Genomic DNA, 17,834 nt, shown 5'->3' with positions numbered 1-17,834 from the left:
CCATGCAAACCGTAGCGATGCTGATCGGCGGCGAACGCCGCCACTCGTCCGGCGGCGCGACCTTCGTGCGCCGCAACCCGCTCGACGGCGAAGTCGCGTTCGAAGCGCCCGCGTGCACCGTCGACGATGCGCTCGCGCACGGCGCGACGCTGCGGTGCGGCGGCCGGGCCGGCATCGCCGCGTTCACCGACCTGCGCTGGATCACCGTGCAGACGGCCCCGCGCCACTATCCGTTCTGACGAGGCGCCGACGATGAGAATTGCAATTCTGGGCGCGGGCGCGATGGGCTCGCTGTTTGGCGGGCGGCTCGCCGAAAGCGGCGAAGCCGTCACGCTGATCGACGTGAACGATGCGCATCTCGATGCGATCCGTCGCGACGGGCTGCGCATCGACGATGACCGCGGCGAACGGCGCGTTCGCACGCTGCAGGCCGTGCGGCCGGAAGCCGCGAATGCGCACGCGGCCGCAGCACTCGACACACCGTTCGACCTGCTGATCGTTTTCACGAAATCGCTGCACACGCGGGTGGCGCTCGACGGCGTGCGTGCGCTGCTGAGCTCGGACACGTTCGTGCTGACGCTGCAGAACGGGCTCGGCAACGTCGAGACACTGAACGCGTTCGTGCCGCTCGAGCGCATCCTGGTCGGCGTGACGACGTGGCCGGCCGACGCGGCCGGCCCTGCGCACGTGCGCTCGCACGGCGCCGGCACGATCCGCATGATGACGGCCGACGGCGCGGCACGTCCCTTTGCGACAGCCGTGGCCGACACGCTGTCGCGCGCGGGGCTCGCGTGCACGCTCGACGCCGACGTATGGGCCGCGATCTGGGAGAAGGTCGCGTTCAACGCGGCGCTCAACACGCTGTGCGCGACGACGGGCTGCACCGTCGACCAGCTCGGCCATCATCACGACGGGCCGCGGCTTGCGCTGGCGATCGCGGCCGAGACGGCCGCCGTCGCGCGCGCGAAGGGCATTGCGGTCGACGGCGAGCGCATCGCGCGCAACGTCGAGCATGCGATTTGCGACCATCGCGGCCATCGCCCGTCGATGCTGCAGGACGTGCTCGCGGGCCGCCGCACCGAAATCGATGCGATCAGCGGCAAGGTCGTCGCGGCCGCGCGTGAAGCGGGCGTCGCGGTGCCGCATGCGGAGACGCTGCTCGCGCTGGTCCGCTTGATCGACGCACGGACGAATTGAGCAACAGGCCGGCGGCCGGCTGGCGCCGCATGACGATACGGATGCCGCGCCCGCGGGGCGATGGCGCCGGATCGTGAAGGGTGGAACGAGACACCGGCGCCGATCGATGGGCGCCGCTCGACTGCACAGCATGAGATTCGGGCACGCGTGCGCGCGCCAGCCCGGACAACCGGAGACGCCATGAAAACCATCGAATGCCGTTGTCTTGTCGCGCACCGTTCGCGCATCTTGCCGCCGCCGCGCGGTGCATCGGAGGCCGCATGAGCACGCCCGACGCACTGAATGAACGGCCGTCGTCGATCGACATCGGCACGACGCTCGACGACGGCCCGTTCACGCTGATGCAGCGCTGCGTGGTGCTGCTCGCCGCGCTCGCGATCGTGCTCGACGGCTTCGACGGCCAGTTGATCGGTTTCGCGATTCCGGTGCTGATCCGCGAATGGGGCATCACGCGCGGTGCGTTCGCGCCGGCCGTCGCGGCGGGACTGGTCGGGATGGGCATCGGCAGCGCCTGCGCGGGGATCGTCGCGGACCGCTTCGGCCGCCGCCAGGCCGTGATCGGCAGCGTGTTCCTGTTCGGTATCGCGACCTGCGCGATCGGGTTCGCGCCCGACGTCGCGACGATCGCGATGCTGCGTTTTTGCGCGGGGCTCGGGATCGGCGGCGCGTTGCCGACGGCCACGACGATGACCGCCGAATACACGCCCGCGCGGCGCCGCACGATGATGGTGACCGCGACGATCGTCTGCGTGCCGCTCGGCGGGATGCTGGCCCGCCTGTTCGCGCACGAGGTGCTGCCGCGCTACGGCTGGCGCGGGCTGTTCTTCGCGGGCGGCGCGTTGCCGCTCGTGCTCGGCTTCGTGCTGGTGCGCGCGTTGCCCGAATCGCCGCGCTATCTGGCGCGGCGCCCCGCACGCTGGCCGGAACTCGGCGCGCTGCTCGCGCGGATGCAGCGGCCGGTCGCGCCGGGCACCGTGTTCACCGATACGAAGGACGCCCGTGCGCCGGGCAGCCGCGGCGGCTTCGGCGCGCTGTTCGCGAGCGGCCAGGCGCGCGACACGATCGCGCTGTGGTGCGCGTTCTTCATGTGCCTGCTCGCCGTGTACGCGGCGTTCAGCTGGTTGCCGACGATGCTCGCGGCGAGCGGGTTGAGCGTGTCGGTCGCGGGCTCGGGCCTCACCGCGTACAACCTCGGCGGCGTGATCGGTGCGCTGCTGTGCGCATGGGCGATCGCGCATGCGGGGTCGCGCTGGCCGCTCGCGCTGTGCAGCATCGGCGGCGCGGCGAGCGCGGTATGGCTGATGGGCGTCGATGCCAGCCGCCATACCGGCTGGCTGATCGTCGGGCTCGGTCTGCACGGGCTGTTCGTCAACGCGGTGCAGTCGACGATGTATGCGCTGTGCGCGTACATCTATCCGACGGCCGTGCGCGCGACGGGCACCGCGAGTGCGCTCGCGTTCGGCCGGCTCGGCGCGATCCTCAGCGCGTTCGCGGGCGCGATCGTGATCACGGCGGGCGGCGCGGGTGCGTACCTGACGATGCTGGCCGTCGCGATGGGGGTGGTGTGCATCGCGCTGCTCGTGATGCGGCGGCACATTCCGCGGCTGTCGCGCGCGGCGCAGCCGCGCGAAGGGGAGGCGCTCGCCCGCACGTCGTCGTGATCGTCGTGACGGCGGGCGCGTGGCGTGCGTTACAGCGTGGTGCGCACGTGCCAGAGCTCGGGGAACAGCACGACGTCGAGCATCTTGCGCAGGTACGGCGCGCCGCTCGTGCCGCCGGTACCCTGCTTGAAGCCGATGATGCGCTCGACCGTCGTCACGTGACGGAAGCGCCACTGGCGGAACGCATCCTCGAGATCGACGAGTTCCTCGGCCATCTCGTACAGCTCCCAGTGCTGCTGCGGATGACGATAGACCTCGAGCCACGCGGCCTCGACCGTCTCGTCGTGCCGCGTCGGCTGGGTCCAGTCGCGCTCCAGCCGCTCTGCCGCGATCGGGAAGCCGCGCCGCGCGAGCAGTCGCACGACTTCATCGTAGAACGACGGCGCCTCGAGCGTCGCGCGCACCTGTTCGAGGATGTCGGGCCGGTGCGCATGCGGCTGCAGCATCTGCGCGTTCTTGTTGCCGAGCAGGAATTCGAGCTGGCGATACTGGTACGACTGGAAGCCCGACGACTGGCCGAGGTACGGGCGCATCGCCGAATACTCGGACGGCGTCATCGTCGACAGCACGTTCCACGCCTGCACCAGTTGCTCGAGGATGCGCGACACGCGCGCGAGCATCTTGAACGCCGGCGGCAGCGCGTCGGTGCGCACCGCATCGAGCGCGCCGCGCAATTCGAACAGCGCAAGCTTCATCCACAGCTCGCTCGTCTGATGCTGGATGATGAACAGCATCTCGTTGTGATCGGGCGACAGCGGATGCTGCGCGTCGAGGATCGAATTCAGCGACAGGTAGTCGCCGTAGCTCATCGACTTCGAGAAATCGAGCTGCGCGTTGTGCCAGCCGGCTTGAGCGTCGGCCTCGCCCGGCACGTGCGGGGCTTCGTGCGCGGCTTGCGCCGGTTGTGCGGCGCGTGCGCCCGAGAACGGGCAGCCTGCCGGCGCGTCGCCGCCGGGGGCTGCATATGACCAGAATTCACGACTTTCTCCAGATTTGAATGACGAACGCGTGGCGCGCTTCGCATGCAACTGCGGCATGCAACGGCGGCGCGCCGCGCAAGACGGGTCAGGTCACCGCGCCGCGTTCGGCGAATTCGGGTGCCTTCCACGCGTCGGTGGCGAGGATGTCGCGCAGCGTCTCGACCGCATCCCACACGTCGGCGAAGCGCGTATAGAGCGGCGTGAAGCCGAAGCGCAGCACGTACGGCTCGCGGTAGTCGCCGATCACGCCGCGCGCGATCAGCGCCTGCATCACTTCGTAGCCGTGCGGATGCTCGAAGCTCGCCTGCGAGCCGCGCTGGTGATGCGCGCGCGGCGTGACGAGCTTCAGCGACAGGCCCGCGCAGCGCGCCTCGACGAGCGCGATGAACGCGTCGGTCAGCGCGAGCGACTTGCGGCGGATCGCGTCCATGTCGGTCTGCAGGAACACGTCGAGCCCGCATTCGACCATCGACATCGACACGATCGGCTGCGTGCCGCACAGGAAGCGCGCGATGCCCGGATCGGGCGCGAAGCCCGGCTGCATCGCGAACGGCGCGCGGTGGCCCCACCAGCCGGACAGCGGCTGCGAGAAATGCGCGAGATGGCGTTGCGGCACCCACACGAACGCGGGCGAGCCGGGGCCGCCGTTCAGGTACTTGTACGTGCAGCCGACCGCGCCGTCCGCGCGCGCGCCGTTCAGGTCGACCGGTACCGCGCCGGCCGAGTGCGCGAGATCCCACAGCATCAGCGCGCCGGCGTCGTGCACCAGCTGCGTGACGGCCGGCATGTCGTGCATGTAGCCGGTGCGGTAGTTCACGTGCGTGATCATCGCGACGGCCGTGTCCGCGCCGAGTGCGCCGGGCAGGTCGGCGGGATCGTCGATCAGGCGCAGCTCGTAGCCGCCGCCGAGCTGCTCGATCAGCCCTTGCGCGATGTACAGGTCGGTCGGGAAATTCGAGCGCTCCGACACGATCACCCGGCGCTCGGGCGCGCGCGCCGCCTGGTGGCGCAGCATCGCCGACAGCAGCTTGAACAGGTTGATCGAGATGGTGTCGGTCACGACCGTTTCGCCGGGTGCGCCGCCGATCAGCGTCGCAAGCTTGTCGCCGAGGCGGCGCGGCAGCGCGAACCAGCCGGCCGTGTTCCAGCTGCGGATCAGGCCTTCGCCCCATTCGGTGCCGATCACCTGCTGCGCGAGGGCGGCCGATGCGCGCGGCTGCGCGCCGAGCGAGTTGCCGTCGAGGTAGATCACGCCGTCGGGCAGCGAGAACTGGTCGCGCAGCGGGGCCAGCGGGTCGTCGCGGTCGAGCGCGAGCGCATCTTCACGGGTCTTGATCATCATGATGTGGGGTCGTAGGTCGGGTAATCAGGAAGCGTGCGCGGGCAGCGCGCGCAGCACCGCGCGCACGGGGCTCGCGTCGAGCGTCGCGAACTTCAGCGGCAGCGCGATCAATTCGTAGTCGCCGGGCGGCACGTCGTCGAGCACGATGCCTTCGAGGATCGCCATCCGGTGTGCACGCACGCGGTGATGTGCGTCCATCGTCTTCGATTCCTGCGGGTCGAGCGACGGCGTATCGATGCCGATCAGCTTCACACCGTGCGCGGCGAGCAGGTCGACGGTATCGGGTGCGACCGCGCAGAAATTGCTGTCCCATTGTTCGACCGCGGCGCGCGCATACGTGCGCAGCAGCACGCGCGGCGGTACACCGTCGAGCGCGGCTTCCACATCGGCTGGCCGCACGACGGGCGACGCGCCGATGCAATGCATCACGCGGCACGGGCCGAGATAGGTATCGAGCGGCACCGCGCCGATCGGCGCGCCGTCGGCATCGTAGTGCAGCGGCGCGTCGCAGTGCGCGCCCGTGTGCGGCGACAGCGTCAGGCGCGCGACGTTGACCGGCGAGCCGGCCTCCATCCGCCATACGCGTTCGACGGCAACCGGCGTATCGCCCGGCCACACGGGGTGGCGGGGCCGACCGGCGGCGAGATGTCCCAGAGTGTGTCCATGGCATGACGAAGCGTGAGTCGATCCTTCGAATGATAGGTGGACGCTCGCAGAAAGTGCTTGCGAAATAAACATGGACAATCCGCCGGATTGGCAGATAATTCGACTCAGAGGGAAAACGGGGACCAAAAATGCACGCGATCACGCTCGATGCCACCGACTGCCGGATTCTGGCGGTACTGCAGGAGGAGGGCAGAATCAGCAATCTCGACCTGGCCGAACGCATCTCGCTTTCGCCATCCGCCTGCCTGCGTCGCATGCGCCTGCTCGAGGAGCAGGGCGTGATCGAGCACTATCGCGCGTGCCTGAGCCGCGAGAAGCTCGGCTTCGAGCTCGAGGCGTTCGTGCAGGTGTCGATGCGCAACGAAGAGAATCAATGGCACGAGCGCTTCGCGGAAGCGCTGCGCGAATGGCCGGAGGTGGTCGGCGCGTTCGTCGTGACGGGCGAGAGCCACTATCTGCTGCGCGTGCTCGCGCACAACCTCAAGCACTATTCGGATTTCGTGCTGAACCGCCTCTACAAGGCGCCGGGCGTGATGGACATCCGGTCGAACATCGTGCTGCAGACGCTGAAGGACGAAGCCGGCGCGCCGGTCGGCCTGGCGCGCACGGGGGCGATCAAAGCGGTGTGAGGCCGTGGAAGCCGCCGCCGTGGAACACGAGCGGCGGGGCCGTTTCCGATACCGCGCGCACGCCGCAGCGTTCCACTTCGCCGACGAAGATCACGTGGTCGCCTTCGTCGTAGCGGCTGCGGTTGTGGCATTCGAACCACGCGAGCGCGCCGTCGAGCACCGGCATCCCCGAGTTGCCGGCCGCGTGCGCAATCCCTTCGAAACGATCGCCCTTGTAGGTCGAGAAGCGCTTGCACAGGTCGAGTTGCGACGCCGCGAGCACGTTCACCACGTAATGGCTGTTGCCGCGGAACACGGGCGTCGACGCCGATTTGTGCGCGAGGCTCCACAGCACGAGCGGCGGATCGAGCGACACCGAATTGAACGAACTGGCGGTGATGCCGATCAGCTGGCCGGACGGCGCGCGCGTCGTGATCACCGTCACGCCCGTCGCGAACTGGCCGAGCGCCTGCCGGAAGGCGGCCGCGTCGAAATCCGGCGGATTGGCGTGACTCATCGGGCAGCCATCCGGAACGGGACGGGCGGGCGCGACACGACACGGGCGTGACGGGCGCGGCGGACGAAAAATGACAACGCGGTCGATTGGGAAGGGGTGCGCATGGCCCGATTTTAGCGGAATCGGGGCCGCCGGACCCGGTCGGGCGGCGCATCGCGACGGCAGGGTGGCGTAGCGAACACTACGGCGCGCGGCCGGCAGCGCCGTTCCGTCACGTTTTTTAACGGTGCGGCCATTCCATTCGGTGCCGCGTTGCGCGAACGGGTCCTCGCTGCCCGCACTATCGCGCCGCCGCCAGCCCGAGCGACAGCGCTCCCGTCACGATCAGGCTCGACGCCCACACCGCATCGAGATTGAACCAGCTCCGCGCCACGAACTTCAGCCCGAGATAGCGGTACACGAGCCACGCGAGCCCGCCGCCGGCGGCGATCATCGCCGCCGCGTGCACGGCCGCGACGACGAGCGCCATGCCGAGATGCGCATCGACGAGCAGCGCCGCCGCGCGGTGGCCGGCATCCCGGTCGAGCCCGCACAGGCCGAGGTAGATCGGCACGAGCATCAGCCCCGCGCCGTGCGCGAGCGCGACCGCGAACGACCACAGGCCGAGCCGCGCCGGCGCGATCCGTGCGAGCGCCCGCGGATGCCGGCGCCGGATCAGCAGCACCGCGCCGAAGCCGATCACGAGCGCGCTCGCGCCGATCCGGATCGCCGTCTGCCACGCGAGCAGCGCGGCAAGCAGCCCGAACGGCAGCATCACCGCGAAGACGGCCAGTGCATGGCCGAGCGCGAGATACCCGAGCGCCGCGACGAGCGCGCTGCCGCGGCGCGTCATCAGCGCGTTCGATACCGCGAGCGGCCAGCCCATGGCCGGGTTGAGCCCGTGATAGACGCCGCTCGCGAGCACGGCCGCCCACAGCGCGAACGACGCATGAAGGCCGGTGCTCAACGCTTGACCGACGGATAGCAGAACGAGTCGGTCGAGCAGTCGCCGCCTTCGAGCCGGATCTGGTGCGCACGATAGCCGTCGGGGAATTCGACCCAGTAGTCGTCGGCGAGCGTCAGCCCGCCGTCCGGCCCCGCGTGCGCGAGCACCTGCGCGGCCGGCACGCCGTCCGGATAGAACTGGTCGTCCCACGTCGAATAGAGCGAGTTGGTCCAGTACACGCGCCGGCCGTCGCGGCTGATCTCGACCATCTGCGGGCCGCCCGCGAACGTGCGGCCGTTCGGGTGCGGTGCCCGGCGCGCGATGCCGCCGATGCGCACCGACCCCGCGAGCACCGGATTGTGCGGGTCCGACACGTCGTACTGGCGCATCTCGCCGGTACCCCAGCACGACACGTACAGGAAGCGGTCGTCGAGCGACAGGTCGATGTCGGTCACGAGCGGCGGCACCGCGCCGAATCCTTGCAGCAGCGGCGGCAGCTCGTCGGCCGTGGCCGGCTCGGCCGGGATCGTCGCGGTTTTCTTCACGTGGAACTTGCCGCCTTCGCGCCACCAGGTCCAGATCGAGCCTTCGAGATTGGTCGTATCGACCACGACGCCCACGAATCCGTATTCGCGCACCGGATCGTGCGCGGGCCGCACCTCGAGCGCCATCTGGTGCTGCGCGCCGAGATCGATCGTCTGCACGTTGCGCCGCGCGCGCAGGTCCCAGAAATGCAGCCGGTGCCCGTACTTGTTCGCGAGCAGATCCTCGGGGACGATCCCGTTCTCGAATTGCGGCGGTAGCGCCCATTCGCTCGACACCATGTAGTCGCGCGGCAGGTTCCACCAGAAGTCGTAATGCTTGTCCTGCGGGCCGCGATCGATCTCCCAGCGGCCGAGCACGTCGAAGGTCTCGCAATCCATGATGAAGATGCCGGGCGCGCCGTCGGTGCCGTCGTTGCCCGCGCCGCCGAGCGTGCTCACATAGATGCCCTCCGGCCCGCAATGCACGGTGTGCGGCCGCGAATAGCCGGTCTTCGCGAAGATCTCGTCGGGCTCGATGATCTTGTGGATGCGCGCCTGCGTCGGGTGCGGCTTCGTGTCGATCACGTAGATGCGCGACGAGCGCAGGCCGGGGATGATCAGGAAGCGGCGCTCGAGGAACGCATGGCCGGTCAGCGGCGACAGCGACGACGAGCACGCATTCCAGCCGAAGTGATGAAACTCGTCGCCGGTGTTCGGCATCGTCACCGTATGCACGATCTTGCCGTACGTCGACGAGCCGGGCTTCACGTCGATCACGGCGAGCGCGTCGGGTCTGGAAAAATCGGGGCTCAGCAACAACGTATAGGCAAACTCCTCCGCCGGCGCCTGCATCGCAAGCTCGGGCGAAGCGTGAAACGTCGGATCGGGCCGCATGCTCATGGTGATGTCCTCTGAATGGTGTCGAATCGTGGACGCACGGCCGTTCGTTGCGGGCGTGCGGACTGCGGTGGCCGCGCGGCGCGCATCATGCCGGCGCGGCGATCGGCCGGCGGACGCGCGCGTCGGCGACGCGCGCGATGCCGTGCATCAGGTCGTGAAAGCAGGAAAAGGCGAGAGGTTGGCGCGCCGCGCACTCGGTGAAACGGGCGCGCACCATCGCGATGGCGCGATGGACGTAGCGGCGACGGGGCCCGCGACGCGGGCGATGTCTGTTAAGGCGTGCATATCGATGTTCCGGCAGATGATGTGGGCATCGGGGTCGGGCATGCATCGGACGCTGCGCGGGCGCGACGGGTTGGCCGTCGCTTGCGCGTGCCTAAGTGTAGACGAGAAACACGCGGCGGGGCGCGTGCGGCGCCCTGTCCGATCTGCCAGTTGTGTGCACGAGTGAGATACTTGACGAAGTGCCGCTGCCTCCCGCCTCGCGGGCGGGCAGCGGCGATGCGAAACGATGGCGCGGCATTGGCGTGCCGGATGCCGTCATCCACGAGGGACTGATTTCATGGGGAACGAGATGCTTGAAACCGCAACGCTCGGAGGCGGGTGTTTCTGGTGCACGGAGGCCGTGTTTCTCGACGTCGACGGCGTGACGGCCGTTCAGTCGGGTTATGCGGGCGGCCATACGCGCAACCCTGGCTATCGCGACATCTGCGAAGGCGACACCGGCCACGCGGAAGTCGTCAACGTGACGTTCGATCCGGCGCGCATCGGCTATCGCGAGATCCTCGAGATCTTCTTCGCGACGCACGATCCGACCACGCTGAACCGGCAGGGCAACGACGTCGGCACGCAGTACCGGTCGGTCGTGTTCACGCATTCGGATGCACAGCGCGACACGGCGCTCGACGTGATTGCCGAGCTCGAGCGCGAACAGGTGTTCGGCCAGCCGATCGTCACGCAGGTCGTGCCGCTTGACGGCAATTACTGGCCGGCCGAGGACTATCATCAGAACTATTACGCACGCAATCCGGGGCAGGGCTATTGCTCGGTCGTGATCGGGCCGAAGCTCGCGAAATTCCGGCAGAAGTTCTCGCACCGGCTGAAGTCGCTGCGCGGCGCGTAAGCGTCGGCAGCGGCGGAAACCGCGGTCACGCCGCCTCCTTGCGCCACTGTGCGCACGCGGCGGCGATTTCGCGTGCGAGCGCGATGCACGACAGCGGCGCGGAGCCTTCCGCCTTGTTGTTGATCGTGATGATCACCGGCTGCCCGGCCAGCGCGTAGCGCGCGGCCAGTTCGGCGAGCGCCGAGCGGGTGGCCGGGTCCTCGTCGACGAGCTTGTCGAACGGCTCGTATTTCGCCTTCGCCTGCTCGTACTTGAAACCGCCGTGCAGGCTCCAGCGCACGATCAGCGGGCCCGGCGCGTCGCCGTCGAGCAGCGCGAGCGCGGCGGCCTGGCGCAGCGGGTCGGGCATCCGCGCGTGCAGGCCGACGCAGTAGCGCACGCCGAGCGCGGCCAGCGCGCGGATGAAGCGCGGCGTGAGCAGGCTCGCGTCGCGGATCTCGATCGCGTAACGCGTGCCGTCGGCGTCCGGCGGCAGCGGCGGCAGCGCCGCGAAGAACGCCGCGAGCCGGTCGATCAGCGCGGCCGGTTCCGCGAGCAGTTGGTCGGGCAGCGGCGAGAACTGGAACACCAGCACGCCGGCTTTGCGGCCGAGCCCGTCGAGGCACGGCTGGACGAATTCGCGGGTCGCGAGCTGGGCATCGAGGAAAGTCGGGTTCGGCCCGGACGGCTCGCCGCGCCGGCCGCGGATCACCGCGTCGGTCACCGCGGCCGGCGCCTTCACGACGAAGCGGAAATCGTCGGGCACCTGTTGCGCATAGCGCAGGTAGTCGGCCACTGACAGCGGGCCGTAGAACGATCTATCGAGGCTCACGCTCCTCAGCAGCGGATGCGCGCCGTACGCTTCGAGCCCTTCGCGCGACAGCTTCGTCTGCGCGAAATCGCCGTCGTAGACGATGCCGTTCCAGCCGGGGAAGTACCACGACGACGTGCCGAGCCGTACGTTCGGCGGCAGGCCGGCCGCGGCGGCGGCGACGTCCGCCGAGATCGGCGCGGGCAGCACGCCACGTTTGCGGCGGCCTTTCTTCGGCGCGGCGGCCGGCGGGGACGGTTCGTCCCACAGCAGGCCGGACGACGGGGCAGGTTCGTCGTCGGCGGCGGGACGGGAGGTCGTACGGGCGGGCGGTGGTGCCGGCCGTGCGTCTTCCGGCGTGTCCGGCATCACGTGCTCATCGGGGCTGGCGGGGCGCTCGTCGTCCGCTGGCGACGAGCGTGCGACATCCGTCGGCACGCCGAACAGGTCGAATTGCCCGTCGGCGTGCGACTCGTCGGTGTCGTCGCGCTGCTGTCGTTGCGGCGGCGCCTTGCGCCGCGTCCTGCCGTCACCCATGCATGCCCAGCGTGATGCGCCGCCTAGCGCGGCAGCGCGTGTTCGTACATGTAGCGCCGCGACCACGGCAGCGTTTTCGCGCTGCGTCCGGCCTTGCGGCACACGATCTGGAAGATCGACACGTCGTCGTGCTCGAACGCATACGCGCAGCCGGCGAGATACACGCGCCAGATACGGAATTTTTCGTCGTCGACGAGCTTTCTCGCTTCCTCGGCTTTCGCTTCGAAGTTTTCCGTCCAGATATCGAGCGTGCGCGCATAGTGCCGGCGCAGGCTTTCGACGTCAACCGCCTCGAGTCCGCCGCGCTGCGCCGCTTCGAGCGCGAGGCTGATGTGCGGCAGCTCGCCGTCCGGGAACACGTAGCGATCGATGAATTCGCCGCCGCCGAGCGCCGTTTCGCCGCTTTCCGCGTCGGTCGACGTGATCCCGTGGTTCATCGCGATGCCGTCGTCGGTGAGCAGGTCGTGCACGCGCGAGAAGTAGAGCGGCAGGTTCTTGCGGCCGACGTGCTCGAACATCCCGACACTCGTGATGCGGTCGAACTGGCCTTCGATCTCGCGGTAATCCTGCAGACGAATCTCGATCTTGTCTTCGAGCCCCGCGGCCTTCACGCGCGCGGTGGCGAGGTCGAACTGGTTCTGCGACAGCGTCACGCCGAGACACGTCGCGCCGAATTTCTGCGCGGCGCGCAGTACGAGCGCACCCCAGCCGCAGCCGATGTCGAGCAGCCGCTGGCCAGGCTGCAGCTGGATCTTCGTCAGGATGTGGTCGATCTTCTTGATCTGCGCGGTGGCGAGATCCTCGTCGCCGTTCTCGAAGTACGCGCACGAGTACACCATGTTCTCGTCGAGCCACAGCTGGTAGAACGCGTTCGAGACGTCGTAGTGGTACTGGATCGCCTTCTTGTCGGTGCTCTTCGTGTGATTGAAGTAGCGCTTCACGCGTGCGAGCTTGCTGGCGCTCGTCACGGTGCTGCGCGCGAGCGAGTAGCCGATGTTGATGATGTCCGACAGCTTGCCTTCGATGTCGATCTTGCCCTTCACGTACGCCTCGCCGAGATTGTCGAGGCTCGGTTCGAGCAGCAGCGGCAACGCCGACGCGCTGTTCACCTTCAGCGTGACCTGCGGCGCGCTGAAGGTGCCGAAATCGAGTTGATCGCCGTTCCACAGCACCAGTCGCGCCGGTATGTTCGCTTTCGCCCGTACTTCGTCCGCCCACTGTGCCAGCTTCTTTTCCCAGAACATTTGGATTCTCCGTTTGTTCGTTGAATCGAATACAGCCAAGTATCCTGACCGGCGCCCGCCGCTTGCGGCGCGGGCACCCGGATGCAACACGAGACACGACCGGCGCGCGCCGGCGCCGCGCTTACGGCGACAGGCGCGAGATCGTCCAGCCCGACGCCGCCGCGGCGTCGCGCGTATAGAGCAGGCGGTCGTGCAGCCGCGACGGGCGCCCCTGCCAGAACTCGATCGAGTCGGGCACGAGGCGGTAGCCGCCCCAGTGCGGCGGGCGCGGCGGGTTGTCGCCGTAGCGCTCGCTGACGGCCTTCTCGCGCGCTTCGAGCGTCGCGCGGCTGTCGATCACCGCGCTCTGCTCCGACGCCCATGCGCCGATGCGCGAGCCGAGCGGGCGCGACGCGAAATAGCGGTCGCTTTCTTCCGCGCTGGTTTTCTCGATCCGGCCTTCGATGCGCACCTGGCGCTCGAGCTCGATCCAGTAGAACAGCAGCGCGGCTTGCGGATGCACGGCGAGATCGTGGCCCTTGCGGCTTTCGTAATTGGTGAAGAAGACAAACCCGCGTTCGTCGACGCCCTTGATGAGCACGATCCGGGCCGACGGCCGGCCGTCGGCGCCGACGGTCGCGAGCGTCATCGTGTTCGGCTCGGGCAATTTGGCGGCGAGCGCCTCCTTGAACCAGCGATCGAACTGGGCGAAGGGGTCGGGGGCGGCATCGGCTTCGTCGAGCGAAGCACGTGAATAGTTGATGCGGAGATCGGCGAGAGTCGTCATGTTATGCAAACGCTTCAATCTGGGGCCAGTATAGCGAACGCGCGAGAATCGTGCGTGCACAGTGGCGCGTGGGAGCGGGGAGTTCAGGCAGAATAGAGGGCTGCACGACTTACGTTTTCCTTGCTGCCATGTCCTCCGCCGACGCTGCCCCGCCCAGTTCTTCCGATCTTACCCCGACCCCGCAAATCCAGCTTGACGTGGATCGCGCGCGGCGTTTCGGCGGCGTCGCGCGCCTGTATGGCGCGCCGGCGGCCGCCGCGTTCGAGCGGGCGCACGTCGCGGTGATCGGGATCGGCGGCGTCGGGTCGTGGGTGGCCGAGGCGCTCGCGCGCAACGCGGTCGGCACGCTGACGCTGATCGATCTCGACAACGTCGCGGAGAGCAACACGAACCGGCAGATCCATGCGCTCGACGGCAATTACGGCAAGCCGAAGGTCGACGCGATGGCCGAGCGCATCGCGCTGATCGACCCCGCGTGCCGCGTGAACCGGATCGAGGATTTCGTCGAGCCCGACAACTTTGACGCACTGCTCGGCGGCGGTTTCGACTACGTGATCGATGCGATCGACAGCGTGCGCACGAAAGTCGCGCTGATCGCGTGGTGCGTCGCGAAACGGCAGCCGTTGATCGTCGTCGGCGGCGCGGGCGGGCAGCTCGATCCGACGCGCATCCGCATCGACGATCTCGCGCTGACGATCCAGGACCCGCTGCTGTCGAAGGTGCGTGCGCAGTTGCGCAAGCAGCACGGTTTTCCGCGCGGGCCGAAGGCGCGTTTCAAGGTCAGCGCCGTGTATTCGGACGAGCCGCTGATTTACCCGGAAGCGGCGGCCTGCGACATCGAGGACGGCGCGGAGCCATCCGCGGCCGCGCACGTCGCGGGGCTCAACTGCGCGGGTTTCGGTTCGAGCGTGTGCGTGACCGCGAGCTTCGGTTTCGCGGCGGCCGCGCATGCGCTGCGAGCGATCGCGGCACAGGCGGCCGGCTGAGCGTGCAACGCGCGGGCAGGAAAGGGTGATGCTGCGGCGCGGGTAACGCGCGTCGAGCGATACGGCAGGTCAGCCGGGCCATCGTGGCCCGGCCTCTCGTGGCTCGGCCTTTCGTGGCCCGGCTCGTCGTACTTCAGTTGAGCGCCATGCTCAGCTTGCGTCGCCACGCGGCGACGAGGTCAGGGCGATCGCCGGCCAGTTCGAACACCGAGATCATCGTGCGGCGGCCGAGATCGTCGCCGTATGCGCGATCGCGCGTCACGATTTCCAGCAACTGTTCCAGTGCCCCTTCGTACGCGCGCCGCGCGATCAGGCTCTGCGCGAGGTCGAAGCGCGCGTCGAGATCGGCGGGATTCGCCGCGATGCGCGCTTCGAGCGCGTCGGTCGGCGGCAAGTCGGCCGTGGCGTCCAGCGCGTCGAAACGGGTCTTGATCGCCTGGTAGCGCGGATCGCCGTTCTGCACGGTTTGCGGCGACAGGCGCTCGGTTTCCGCGCGCGCGGCGTCGACCTCGTTGCGCGCGAGCAGCAGCTCGATCAGGTCGAGGCGCGCGTCGTCGTAGCCGGGGTTCAGCGCCAGCGCCGCTTCGAGGTGGGCGAGCGCATCGTCGAAGCGCTGTTCGGCCATCGCATATTGCGCGGCGCGGCGCTCGGCTTCCTCGGCCGCCGGCAGCAGCCGGTCAAGGAACGCGCGCAACTGGCCCTCGGGCAGCACGCCGACGAACTGATCGACCGGGCGCCCGTCGGCGAACGCGATCACGTGCGGGATGCTGCGCGTCTGGAAGTGCGCGGCGAGTTCCTGGTTCTCGTCGACGTTGACCTTCACGAGCTTCCAGCGGCCTGCGTAATCGGCCTCGAGCTTTTCCAGCAGCGGGCCGAGCGTCTTGCAGGGGCCGCACCACGGCGCCCAGAAGTCGACCAGCACGGGCGTGTCCAGCGACGCCTCGATGACGTCTTTCTCGAATGTGGCAAGCGTGGTGTCCATGTCGTTCTCTTCCGTTCGAATATCGTCAGGATGGGGGCGGCGCGCCGCTTTTTCAACGCGGCTTCGCTTCGGGCAGCGGAATCCACTCCGTCTCGCCAGGCACCTTGCCCATTTCCTGGCGCGTCCACGCCGCTTTCGCCCGCTCGATTGCCTCGCGGCTGCTCGCGACGAAATTCCACTCGATGAAGCGTTCGCCGTCCATCCGGTCGCCGCCGAGCAGCATCGCGCGCGCGCCGCTGGCGCTCGTCAGCGTGACCGTCGCGCCCGGCGCGAGCACGGCCATCTGTTCGGCCGGTACCGGCGTGCCGTCGATCGCGAGCGCGCCGTCGACCACGTAGACCGCGCGCTCCTCGTGCGACGCATCGAGTTCGAGCCGGCCGCCGGCCGCGAATTCGGCCGCGACGTACAGCGTGCGCGAGAACGTCGTCACGGGCGAATGCAGCCCGAACGCGTCGCCGGCGATCACCGTCAGCGCCACGCCGTTTTCGTCGCGCTTGGGCAGCGTGTCGGCCGCGTGGTGCTCGAACGACGGCTCGGTCGTCTCGTGCGCCTGCGGCAGCGCGACCCAGGTCTGGATGCCGTGCACGGTGTGGCCGCTCGCGCGCTGCGCGTCCGGCGTGCGCTCGGAGTGGACGATGCCGCGGCCGGCCGTCATCCAGTTCACGTCGCCCGGCACGATTTCCTGCAGCGAGCCGAGGCTGTCGCGGTGCAGGATCGCGCCGTCGAACAGGTAGGTGACCGTCGCGAGCCCGATGTGCGGATGCGGGCGCACGTCGAGCCCCGTGCCGGCGGGCAGCGTGGCGGGCCCCATGTGATCGAAGAAGATGAACGGGCCGACGAGGCGTGCGGCGAGCGCGGGCAGCGTGCGGCGCACCTGCAGGTTGCCGATGTCGCGCACGTGCGGCTTCAGCAGGGCTTTGATCGAGTCGGTCATGGGGGCCTCGTGGTGAACGGCTGGATTGCCGGTCATTGTACTGGCGGCGCGGCGCTGCGCGTGACGGGGGAGCGCGAAACGCGCGCGGCGCGATGCACCCGCGGCAGGCACGCGTCGTGCGGCATCCTCCGCCGTGCGCAGGCCGCCGCGCCCGCCGCCGATTCCATACGCGCCGCGCGGGTATCGGGCCGGGCGGCGAAACCCGGTAGACTGACCGGCTTCATACCGACAATTCGACAATCGAGGAGACGCCGATGATGGCCCCGAAGGACTTGCTGCTCGCGCTGGTCGTGATCCTCGCGTGGGGCGTGAACTTCGTCGTGATCAAGGTCGGCCTGCACGGCATGCCGCCGATGCTGCTCGGCGCGCTGCGCTTCACGCTCGCGGCGGTGCCCGCGGTGTTCTTCGTGCGCCGGCCGCAGATTTCGTGGCGGCTGCTGGTGCTGTACGGTGCGACGATCCAGCTCGGCCAGTTCGTGTTCCTGTTCACCGGCATGTACGTCGGCATGCCGGCCGGCCTCGCGTCGCTCGTGCTGCAGTCGCAGGCGTTCTTCACGCTGGTGTTCGCGATGCTGTTCCTCGGCGAGCGGCTGCGCGTGCAGAACCTGGTCGGGCTCGCGATTGCCGCGGGCGGGCTCGTCGTGATCGCCGCGCAGGGCGGCCGCGCGATGACGCTCGCGGGCTTCCTGCTGACGATCTGCTCGGCCGCGATGTGGGCCGTCGGCAATATCGTCACGAAGAAAGTCGGCAAGGCGAACCTCGTGTCGCTCGTCGTGTGGGCGAGCCTCGTGCCGCCCGTGCCGTTCTTCCTGCTGTCGCTGTGGTTCGAGGGGCCGCAGCGGATCGCGACCGCGCTCGCCGGGCTCGACGGCGCGTCGATCTTCGCGGTCGTTTATCTCGCGTTCGTCGCGACGCTGCTCGGCTACGGGCTGTGGAGCCGCCTGCTGTCGCGCTACCCGGCCGCGCAGGTCGCGCAATTCTCGCTGCTGGTGCCGATCATCGGGCTCGCGTCGTCGGCGCTGCTGCTCGACGAGCATCTGACGCAGGCGCAGTTGATCGGTGCCGCGCTCGTGATGGGCGGGCTCGCGGTGAACGTGTTCGGCGGGAAACTGCTGAGCCGCTTCGCGGCGTCGTGACGCGCCGGCACGCACT

The 17,834-nt window shown here is 68.9% G+C and carries 16 protein-coding genes and 3 pseudogenes; 7 read left to right on the top strand and 12 right to left on the bottom strand.

Going from position 1 to position 17,834, the window contains the following annotated elements:
- Window positions 1-2: 2 nt before the first annotated feature.
- From SY91_RS16085 to SY91_RS16075, 3 genes and pseudogenes are all read left to right on the top strand, one after another.
- Window positions 3-160 (top strand): annotated as a pseudogene (locus SY91_RS16085) (salicylaldehyde dehydrogenase); the annotation flags it as partial.
- Window positions 161-252: 92 nt separating this feature from the next.
- Window positions 253-1,197 (top strand): ketopantoate reductase family protein, encoded by a 945-nt coding sequence (locus tag SY91_RS16080; protein ID WP_023477611.1) that lies wholly within the window; start codon window positions 253-255, stop codon window positions 1,195-1,197.
- Window positions 1,198-1,457: 260 nt separating this feature from the next.
- Entirely contained in the window at window positions 1,458-2,858 is a 1,401-nt protein-coding gene (locus SY91_RS16075) for an MFS transporter (protein ID WP_023477612.1), read from the top strand.
- Window positions 2,859-2,887: 29 nt separating this feature from the next.
- Here SY91_RS16075 and kynA read toward each other — a convergent pair.
- The 3 genes and pseudogenes from kynA to kynB all read right to left on the bottom strand — a co-directional run.
- Window positions 2,888-3,814: pseudogene (gene kynA / locus SY91_RS16070) on the bottom strand (tryptophan 2,3-dioxygenase); the annotation flags it as partial.
- A gap of 109 nt (window positions 3,815-3,923) precedes the next feature.
- A complete protein-coding gene (gene kynU / locus SY91_RS16065) occupies window positions 3,924-5,177 on the bottom strand; it encodes a kynureninase (protein ID WP_409557530.1) in 1,254 nt (417 codons plus the stop codon).
- A 27-nt stretch (window positions 5,178-5,204) separates the two neighbouring features.
- Window positions 5,205-5,845: pseudogene (gene kynB / locus SY91_RS16060) on the bottom strand (arylformamidase).
- Between the two features lie 129 nt (window positions 5,846-5,974).
- Here kynB and SY91_RS16055 point away from each other — a divergent pair.
- Entirely contained in the window at window positions 5,975-6,475 is a 501-nt protein-coding gene (locus tag SY91_RS16055; protein ID WP_006477992.1) for an Lrp/AsnC family transcriptional regulator, read from the top strand.
- Here SY91_RS16055 and SY91_RS16050 read toward each other — a convergent pair.
- The 4 genes from SY91_RS16050 to SY91_RS35050 form a co-directional block, all read right to left on the bottom strand.
- On the bottom strand, window positions 6,462-6,971 hold the full coding sequence (locus SY91_RS16050) for a flavin reductase family protein (protein WP_006477993.1): 510 nt from the start codon (window positions 6,969-6,971) through the stop codon (window positions 6,462-6,464). The genes SY91_RS16055 and SY91_RS16050 overlap by 14 nt on opposite strands.
- A 280-nt stretch (window positions 6,972-7,251) precedes the next feature.
- Window positions 7,252-7,917: a hypothetical protein gene (locus SY91_RS16045; RefSeq protein WP_023477616.1), complete on the bottom strand. Its 666-nt coding sequence runs from the start codon at window positions 7,915-7,917 to the stop codon at window positions 7,252-7,254.
- Window positions 7,914-9,320 (bottom strand): selenium-binding protein SBP56-related protein, encoded by a 1,407-nt coding sequence (locus tag SY91_RS16040; RefSeq protein ID WP_023477617.1) that lies wholly within the window; start codon window positions 9,318-9,320, stop codon window positions 7,914-7,916. The genes SY91_RS16045 and SY91_RS16040 overlap by 4 nt, the downstream gene beginning before the upstream one ends.
- A gap of 85 nt (window positions 9,321-9,405) precedes the next feature.
- Window positions 9,406-9,537, bottom strand: coding sequence for a hypothetical protein (locus SY91_RS35050; RefSeq protein WP_023477618.1), 132 nt, complete (start codon window positions 9,535-9,537; stop codon window positions 9,406-9,408).
- 345 nt (window positions 9,538-9,882) lie between these two features.
- On the opposite strand from SY91_RS35050, the gene msrA reads away from it, so the two are divergent.
- Window positions 9,883-10,443 (top strand): peptide-methionine (S)-S-oxide reductase MsrA, encoded by a 561-nt coding sequence (gene msrA, locus SY91_RS16035; RefSeq protein WP_043888519.1) that lies wholly within the window; start codon window positions 9,883-9,885, stop codon window positions 10,441-10,443.
- A 25-nt stretch (window positions 10,444-10,468) separates the two neighbouring features.
- Here msrA and SY91_RS16030 read toward each other — a convergent pair whose 3' ends face one another.
- The 3 genes from SY91_RS16030 to pdxH all read right to left on the bottom strand — a co-directional run bounded on the left by SY91_RS16030 (window position 10,469) and on the right by pdxH (window position 13,780).
- Window positions 10,469-11,770: a DUF72 domain-containing protein gene (locus SY91_RS16030; RefSeq protein ID WP_023477620.1), complete on the bottom strand. Its 1,302-nt coding sequence runs from the start codon at window positions 11,768-11,770 to the stop codon at window positions 10,469-10,471.
- A gap of 23 nt (window positions 11,771-11,793) precedes the next feature.
- Window positions 11,794-13,014 (bottom strand): SAM-dependent methyltransferase, encoded by a 1,221-nt coding sequence (locus SY91_RS16025; RefSeq protein ID WP_023477621.1) that lies wholly within the window; start codon window positions 13,012-13,014, stop codon window positions 11,794-11,796.
- A gap of 121 nt (window positions 13,015-13,135) precedes the next feature.
- Window positions 13,136-13,780, bottom strand: coding sequence for a pyridoxamine 5'-phosphate oxidase (gene pdxH / locus SY91_RS16020; RefSeq protein ID WP_011546060.1), 645 nt, complete (start codon window positions 13,778-13,780; stop codon window positions 13,136-13,138).
- Window positions 13,781-13,908: 128 nt separating this feature from the next.
- On the opposite strand from pdxH, the gene SY91_RS16015 reads away from it, so the two are divergent.
- Window positions 13,909-14,766: a ThiF family adenylyltransferase gene (locus SY91_RS16015; protein WP_012329106.1), complete on the top strand. Its 858-nt coding sequence runs from the start codon at window positions 13,909-13,911 to the stop codon at window positions 14,764-14,766.
- Window positions 14,767-14,899: 133 nt separating this feature from the next.
- On the opposite strand, the gene trxA is transcribed toward SY91_RS16015, so the two are convergent.
- Entirely contained in the window at window positions 14,900-15,748 is an 849-nt protein-coding gene (trxA, locus tag SY91_RS16010) for a thioredoxin (RefSeq protein ID WP_011694383.1), read from the bottom strand.
- A gap of 52 nt (window positions 15,749-15,800) precedes the next feature.
- Window positions 15,801-16,682, bottom strand: coding sequence for a pirin family protein (locus SY91_RS16005; protein ID WP_023477623.1), 882 nt, complete (start codon window positions 16,680-16,682; stop codon window positions 15,801-15,803).
- A 257-nt stretch (window positions 16,683-16,939) separates the two neighbouring features.
- Between SY91_RS16005 and SY91_RS16000 the strand changes: the two genes are divergently transcribed.
- Window positions 16,940-17,818: an O-acetylserine/cysteine exporter gene (locus SY91_RS16000; protein ID WP_011694382.1), complete on the top strand. Its 879-nt coding sequence runs from the start codon at window positions 16,940-16,942 to the stop codon at window positions 17,816-17,818.
- The last annotated feature ends 16 nt before the right edge of the window (window positions 17,819-17,834 follow it).

It is taken from the genome of Burkholderia cenocepacia (assembly GCF_014211915.1).
GTDB classification, from domain to species: domain Bacteria; phylum Pseudomonadota; class Gammaproteobacteria; order Burkholderiales; family Burkholderiaceae; genus Burkholderia; species Burkholderia orbicola.
The sequence above is the reverse complement of the archived record's forward strand: the minus strand, read 5'-3'. Positions and strand labels throughout refer to the sequence as shown.

Excerpts from the sequence above, each read along its gene's own strand:
- SY91_RS16000 (WP_011694382.1), top strand. The coding sequence starts at position 16,940 with ATGGCCCCGAAGGACTTGCTGCTCGCGCTGGTCGTGATCCTCGCGTGG.
- kynU (WP_409557530.1), bottom strand. The coding sequence starts at position 5,177 with ATGATCAAGACCCGTGAAGATGCGCTCGCGCTCGACCGCGACGACCCG.
- SY91_RS35050 (WP_023477618.1), bottom strand. The coding sequence starts at position 9,537 with ATGGTGCGCGCCCGTTTCACCGAGTGCGCGGCGCGCCAACCTCTCGCC.
- SY91_RS16005 (WP_023477623.1), bottom strand. The coding sequence starts at position 16,682 with ATGACCGACTCGATCAAAGCCCTGCTGAAGCCGCACGTGCGCGACATC.
- SY91_RS16030 (WP_023477620.1), bottom strand. The coding sequence starts at position 11,770 with ATGGGTGACGGCAGGACGCGGCGCAAGGCGCCGCCGCAACGACAGCAG.
- msrA (WP_043888519.1), top strand. The coding sequence starts at position 9,883 with ATGGGGAACGAGATGCTTGAAACCGCAACGCTCGGAGGCGGGTGTTTC.
- SY91_RS16075 (WP_023477612.1), top strand. The coding sequence starts at position 1,458 with ATGAGCACGCCCGACGCACTGAATGAACGGCCGTCGTCGATCGACATC.
- SY91_RS16055 (WP_006477992.1), top strand. The coding sequence starts at position 5,975 with ATGCACGCGATCACGCTCGATGCCACCGACTGCCGGATTCTGGCGGTA.
- SY91_RS16080 (WP_023477611.1), top strand. The coding sequence starts at position 253 with ATGAGAATTGCAATTCTGGGCGCGGGCGCGATGGGCTCGCTGTTTGGC.
- SY91_RS16015 (WP_012329106.1), top strand. The coding sequence starts at position 13,909 with ATGTCCTCCGCCGACGCTGCCCCGCCCAGTTCTTCCGATCTTACCCCG.
- pdxH (WP_011546060.1), bottom strand. The coding sequence starts at position 13,780 with ATGACGACTCTCGCCGATCTCCGCATCAACTATTCACGTGCTTCGCTC.
- trxA (WP_011694383.1), bottom strand. The coding sequence starts at position 15,748 with ATGGACACCACGCTTGCCACATTCGAGAAAGACGTCATCGAGGCGTCG.
- SY91_RS16050 (WP_006477993.1), bottom strand. The coding sequence starts at position 6,971 with ATGAGTCACGCCAATCCGCCGGATTTCGACGCGGCCGCCTTCCGGCAG.
- SY91_RS16025 (WP_023477621.1), bottom strand. The coding sequence starts at position 13,014 with ATGTTCTGGGAAAAGAAGCTGGCACAGTGGGCGGACGAAGTACGGGCG.
- SY91_RS16040 (WP_023477617.1), bottom strand. The coding sequence starts at position 9,320 with ATGAGCATGCGGCCCGATCCGACGTTTCACGCTTCGCCCGAGCTTGCG.